Origin of the sequence: Vibrio sp. V19_P1S1T109 (assembly GCF_002241375.1) — a bacterium.
Taxonomy (GTDB): domain Bacteria; phylum Pseudomonadota; class Gammaproteobacteria; order Enterobacterales; family Vibrionaceae; genus Vibrio; species Vibrio anguillarum.
The window spans coordinates 1-4,294 of sequence record NZ_NDIM01000006.1 but is presented as its reverse complement, the minus strand read 5'-3'; the positions used below and the strand labels follow the sequence as shown (position 1 = coordinate 4,294).

Annotated in this window: 5 protein-coding genes; all 5 read left to right on the top strand. The window is 44.5% G+C overall.

The features are described 5' to 3' along the window. On the top strand, positions 1-615 hold a 615-nt coding region (locus B9J87_RS00470), incomplete at its 5' end, for a glycosyltransferase (RefSeq protein WP_141201522.1). Positions 616-629: 14 nt separating this feature from the next. Further along, the gene (locus tag B9J87_RS00465) at positions 630-1,010 is read left to right on the top strand and encodes an HAD-IIIC family phosphatase (RefSeq protein WP_088732963.1); all 381 of its coding nucleotides are present in this window, start codon (positions 630-632) and stop codon (positions 1,008-1,010) included. Beyond that, a complete protein-coding gene (locus B9J87_RS00460) occupies positions 1,001-2,584 on the top strand; it encodes a capsular biosynthesis protein (RefSeq protein ID WP_094149165.1) in 1,584 nt (527 codons plus the stop codon). The genes B9J87_RS00465 and B9J87_RS00460 overlap by 10 nt, the downstream gene beginning before the upstream one ends. Beyond that, on the top strand, positions 2,581-3,324 hold the full coding sequence (locus tag B9J87_RS00455; RefSeq protein WP_094149164.1) for a glycosyltransferase family 2 protein: 744 nt from the start codon (positions 2,581-2,583) through the stop codon (positions 3,322-3,324). Before B9J87_RS00460 ends, B9J87_RS00455 begins: the two co-directional genes overlap by 4 nt. Further along, positions 3,321-4,250 (top strand): WavE lipopolysaccharide synthesis family protein, encoded by a 930-nt coding sequence (locus B9J87_RS00450; protein WP_094149163.1) that lies wholly within the window; start codon positions 3,321-3,323, stop codon positions 4,248-4,250. Before B9J87_RS00455 ends, B9J87_RS00450 begins: the two co-directional genes overlap by 4 nt. Positions 4,251-4,294 lie beyond the last annotated feature (44 nt).

The following is a 4,294-nucleotide window of genomic DNA, read 5'->3' as shown; positions in this document are numbered from 1 at the left end:
ATCATACAAAGAGGCAAGCAGTTAAGATCTCATCTAGGGAGTGCGCGCCCAGTTTGGATTGCAGCCAGCACTCACCAAGGTGAAGATGAACAAGTGTTAGCCGCTCATGCCAAAGTACTTAAAGCACACCCTAGCGCACTGCTTATGCTTGTTCCGCGCCACCCTGAGCGATTTAATGCTGTTTTTGAGTTATGTAAAACACAATTTATGAGTGTGCGGCGAACTCAAACAGAGAATAAACTCGATCCAGAAGTACAGGTCTATCTAGCTGATACTATGGGGGAGATGCTAGTACTCATGGGATCTGCTGACATTTGCTTTATGGGCGGAAGCTTAGCGGGTGACAAAGTCGGTGGGCATAATTTACTCGAGCCAGCTGCGCTTGGTTTACCCATGTTGACTGGCCCAAGCTATTACAACTTCAGTGAAATCACTCAAGCCCTCAATCAAGCCGATGCTTGTGTGATCACACAAGATGCAGAGCAAATTGCACAAATGCTTTGTGAATGGTTCACTGATAACAAACAGCGTATTCATCGCGGCAAGCAGGGTTATCAAATCGTAGAACAAAACCGTGGCGCTCTTGCCAAAACACTTGAATATTTAGATTTATAAAGAGAATACTCTTAATGAAACGACTAATTGTTGATCTTGATGGGACACTAACTCAAGCCAATACTTCCGATTATAAAAACGTCCTACCGAGAATGGATGTGATTGAACAACTGCGCAATTATAAGCAAAAGGGGTTTGAGATTGTGATTTCAACGGCGCGTAATATGCGCACTTATGAAGGTAACGTCGGTAAAATCAATATCCATACTCTTCCTATCATTACTGAGTGGCTGGATAAACACCAAGTTCCGTATGATGAAATTTTAGTGGGCAAACCTTGGTGTGGGCACGACGGCTTTTATATTGATGATCGCGCCGTGCGCCCTACCGAATTTTCCTCAATGAGTTTGGAAGAGATCCACCAACTCTTCGAGAAGGAAAAATCATGTTCCTGATAATGTCTGGTGCCTACGTCGGGCAAGAATTGGAATCTGAATTTGGGCGTATTCCACCTAGCTTTCTACCTTTAGGCAATCGTCGCCTGTTTCAGCATCAAGTCGCTTTGGCACCACAAGGCTTAAAAGTCTATCTCTCTTTGCCTGAATCTTATGCTATCTCAGAAATCGACAGTCAGTGGCTTGAACAGCATCAGGTGACGATTATCGCTACGCCTGATGGACTGAGCCTTGGCGCTTCTTTGGTTGCTGCACTCAATATTAGTGGCCACTCACTTAATGCACCACTGCACATCCTCTACGGTGATACGCTTTTTAACCAACTTCCTGTTGGAGATGATATTGTCAGCGTTTCCACCGCGAAAGACAGTTATAACTGGGCCGTATTGACTAATGATGAAGTTGATTGGCTACAAGATGCCAACACTCCAATGAATAGCGAAAGTCAGCGGATTATCGATGGCTACTTTAAATTCAGCCTCCCACGTGAACTGGTTCGCAGTATTACACAGAGTGAGTGGCAATTTATTGCTGGTCTTAACCGCTATCATAAAAACGTAGGCTTAAGTGCCGTCAACTCGATTGGCTGGCTCGATTTTGGTCATGTGAATACTTACTATCATTCCAAAGCTGAATTCACAACTCAGCGCGCCTTTAATGAGCTCACTATAACCGCCAAATGGATTGAAAAATCGAGCATAAAGAACCAAAAAATAGCTGCTGAAGCTTACTGGTTTGACAATCTGCCGATGACAATGCGTGGTTTCATCCCACAATATTTAGGTAGTCAAAACAGCGAGGGGAAAATTTCCTATCGCTTAGAATATCTCTACCTCACTGCGCTGAATGAGTTATTCGTTTTTTCCAAGCTGCCGAGTCAAATCTGGCAAAAAATCTTAGCCAGCGCAGTGGAGTTTTTAAGCCTGTGCCTTGAGCAACCTACCGAGCCGAATGATCCCATCAATACTCTCGACATACTGTTTGCCGATAAAACCACTTTACGCCTTAACGAATTCTGTGCATCGCGGCACATCTCTTTAGAAAAAAAGTGGCAATTTGCAGGACAAGATGTCTCGCTCGCGCAAATTCTGTGCGATAGCCAAAAACATCTGCCTAATGGAGAACCCTTACTGGGCGTCTTGCACGGTGATTTTTGCTTTAGCAATATTTTGTATGACTTCAGAGCCAACAAAATTAAAACGATCGACCCTAGAGGGATGACACCTGACGGGCAGAAAACACTGTATGGTGATATCCGCTACGATTTAGCTAAGCTGAGCCATTCAATTCTTGGTTTGTATGATTGGATTATTGCCGGTTACTACCATGTTGAGATTGGCGACAAAGCGATCGAATTAAAGATTGCAGAGCAGAGCCAACATAAAGAGACGCAGCAAGGCTTTATCGAACTAATTGAACAGACTTTTGGCCTCACGGCGAAAAATCTCTACGCGATGCAAATTCAACTTTTCTTATCGATGTTGCCTTTGCATGCCGATGATCGCCGTCGTCAAGATGCCTTATTTGCCAATGCGTTCCGTCTCCATCAAATTTTATTGAGGCTTGATCAATGATTGTGATCCCAATGGCGGGAATGAGTTCTCGCTTCTTTAAAGCCGGTTATACCCAGCCCAAATATATGCTTGAAGCCCACGGTCAAACCCTGTTTGAACACTCGGTCAGCAGCTTTGCTGCGTATTTTGCTAACACTCCGTTTCTGTTCATTGTGCGCAATGTTTACAACACTGCAGCGTTTGTGCGCGAAAAAGCCTCTCAGCTTGGCATTAAACAGTTTTACATTGCTGAATTGCATACAGAAACTCGCGGCCAAGCCGAAACGGTGACTTTAGGGTTAGAGGAATTAGCAAAGCAAGGCGTGGACTATCAAGGATCGATCACGGTGTTTAACATCGACACATTCCGCCCGAATTTTGTATTCCCTGACATTAGCCAACACAGTGATGGCTACCTAGAAGTGTTTCAGGGCAGCGGTAACAATTGGTCTTTCGCCAAACCAGAACATACCGGAAGCACCAAAGTGATCCAGACCGCGGAGAAAAACCCGATTTCCGATCTCTGTAGTACCGGGCTTTATCACTTCAATCGTAAAGAAGATTACTTGGAGGCGTATCGTGAATACGTTGCCAGACCTAGCCAAGAATGGGAGAGAGGCGAGCTATACATTGCGCCGCTCTACAATTTACTCATTCAAAAGGGGTTGAATATTCACTACCACTTGATCGCACGCCATGAGGTCATTTTTTGTGGCGTACCAGATGAATACACGGACTTTTTGAGGCAACCACAACCATGATCAAGATTGATGATGAAGCGATCACCTTTGTTGTGCAGGGGCCAGTGCAAGCCAGTGCCAGTCGCCAGCAAATCGCTGGCATCACAGAGCAATGTTTGAACTCCATACGTCGCTTTTTTCCTAAATCGACCATCATTCTGTCGACTTGGAAAGGGCAGCCGTTGGATGGCCTTGATTACGACCAAGTGTTGGAATTGGATGATCCCGGCTCAAATACCGTTTTTTATGACGGTCAGCCGCTCAAACTCAATAATAACCGTCAGATGTACAGTACCCACATGGGGCTGAAAGCGGTAAAAACGCCTTATGCGGTTAAGCTACGCACCGATAACCTGCTGACAGGTCGCCAATTTGTTGAGCTGTATGAACAATATGCCGATGTCCCCAGAGCACAGAATTATCAATTTTTGACTCAGCGGGTACTCACCAGCAGCACGTTTTTTATTTCGAGTCACTATGGGCATCCGGTTCATTTTCATAAAAGCGATCTGTTTGACTTTGGCCTGACCCGAGATCTCCTGACCATTTGGTCTGATCGCTGGATACCAGAATTACACTTTACGCTTAAGCCGGGCTACAAAGCACGCCACCCAGCAACAGAGCAAGTTTTATGTCTGAATTGGATCGCAGCGCTACTCAGTGAAGAGCACCATATCGAGAGTAAAACCTGCGATCATGCAGGGTTAGGTGAAGAGTTTTGGCCACAGTTTATAGCGAATAACTTACTGATTGATGGCCCAGAAAAACTGGGATTAGATGTGACTGAACGTTTCTATCAGCGAGGTAATCTAGCACTTGAGTATGATTTAAAAGATTGGCTGTATCTTAACCAAATAACATCAATCCCACGTGATAAGAAACGTCTGTACCGTTACTATAAAAATCAAGTTGGCCGTATACTTAAAAAGCTCCATTCTTTGATTTAAATATCACTCTCTGACTTTAATAACAATAGGGGTTAACATTTTCC